The organism is Paenibacillus sp. OT2-17, assembly GCF_009827695.1.
Taxonomy (GTDB): domain Bacteria; phylum Bacillota; class Bacilli; order Paenibacillales; family Paenibacillaceae; genus Paenibacillus; species Paenibacillus polymyxa_B.
Genome location: NZ_WUDQ01000797.1, coordinates 1 through 1,301, shown reverse-complemented (window position 1 = coordinate 1,301; position 1,301 = coordinate 1). Strand labels below are relative to the sequence as shown.

Sequence of the window (1,301 nt, the reverse complement as noted above, 5' to 3'; positions counted from 1 at the left end):
CCGCGCATATGCCAAAAATAACGGGCCAGCCAAGCCATCCATTCCAATTGTTCAGGATCACCCTTCCGAGGAGTCTGTATCTGAGGAAGAATTGGATGAACTGATGCGTCTGGCCGAACGAATGCAATCCGGAAAACAGAAAAAAGTCTAGTGGATTTTAGGTTTTATAAAACTATTAAGCGAAGCCAATTCAAATAGATGTCGACTTTATGGCGGTCAGTAGCGGAGCGGATGGAATCGTTCTGGAGAAGCGATAGCGTTCGCCTTTGCCACCGGATTTTCACCTTTAAATTTCTATTACGATAGAAAAAATCTGGTGGCAACAGCGATCGTAAGAATGATCCATCCGCGAAGCGTCTCCCCCCATAACTCTGCACATTTTAGAAAGGAGGAGCGTTCTTGGAATCACTGGGCGATTTGCTACAGCAGATGCAGAACCCTTCGTTTCGCCAGCGCACTCGCAATGTAGCCGATCAAGTTCTAAATGATCCGCTCGTGCAGGAGTTTTGTGCTGCTCATCCTGATGTGGACGAAACACAATTGCGACTCAACATGAGCATGCTCTTTCAGTATGCCCGGGATCGTCGAAATTGCGACAATTGTCCGGGGCTGGAACGATGTCCTAACGATTTTCAGGGCCACTTTTGCAAGCTGGGCGTGGAATATCCGAATGGAACAGCCGAAATCGTGGACATTCGGACCCCATGTGCGAAGTTGGTTGCTTCCCAACATGAACAACGGGTGCGTCAGCGAATTAAAAGCTTTTATGTGGATGAACGCGCCCTTCTGGAGGGATATAACGCTCTTGAAATTGCGCGCAAAGATTCACAACGTATGCCTGCCGTCACACAGCTATTCCGTTATATTGAAGAAACGAAAAGTCAGGGTCTATCCAAAAAAGGACTGTATCTGGAGGGTACGTTTGGTACGGGTAAAACTTTTTTGATGGGCTATCTATTGCACGAGCTGGCTCTGTCGGGTCTGAACGGTGTGATCGTGTATATGCCTGATTTTGTGGAGGACTTAAAGTCTATGATTCAGGACGGGCAGAAGCTGAAGGAAACGACCGAAATGCTCAAAAATTGTGATCTGCTCGTATTTGACGATATTGGTGCTGAAAATTTAAGCCCGTGGGTACGGGACCATGTGATGGGCTCCATACTGAATTACCGAATGAATCGCAAACCGACCTTTTATACTTCCAATTATTCATTGCAGGGGCTGGATAAGCATCTTAGCTTTACGAGCAAGGACGGAGAGGAAATGTACAAAGGACAACGCTTGATGGACCGGATTCGTCC

Annotated in this window: 1 protein-coding gene; it reads left to right on the top strand. The window is 47.0% G+C overall.

All coding sequences use genetic code 11. The annotated features are described in order from the left end of the window. Nucleotides 1-399: 399 nt before the first annotated feature. On the top strand, nucleotides 400-1,301 hold a 902-nt coding region (dnaI, locus tag GRP75_RS27185; protein ID WP_160790920.1), incomplete at its 3' end, for a primosomal protein DnaI.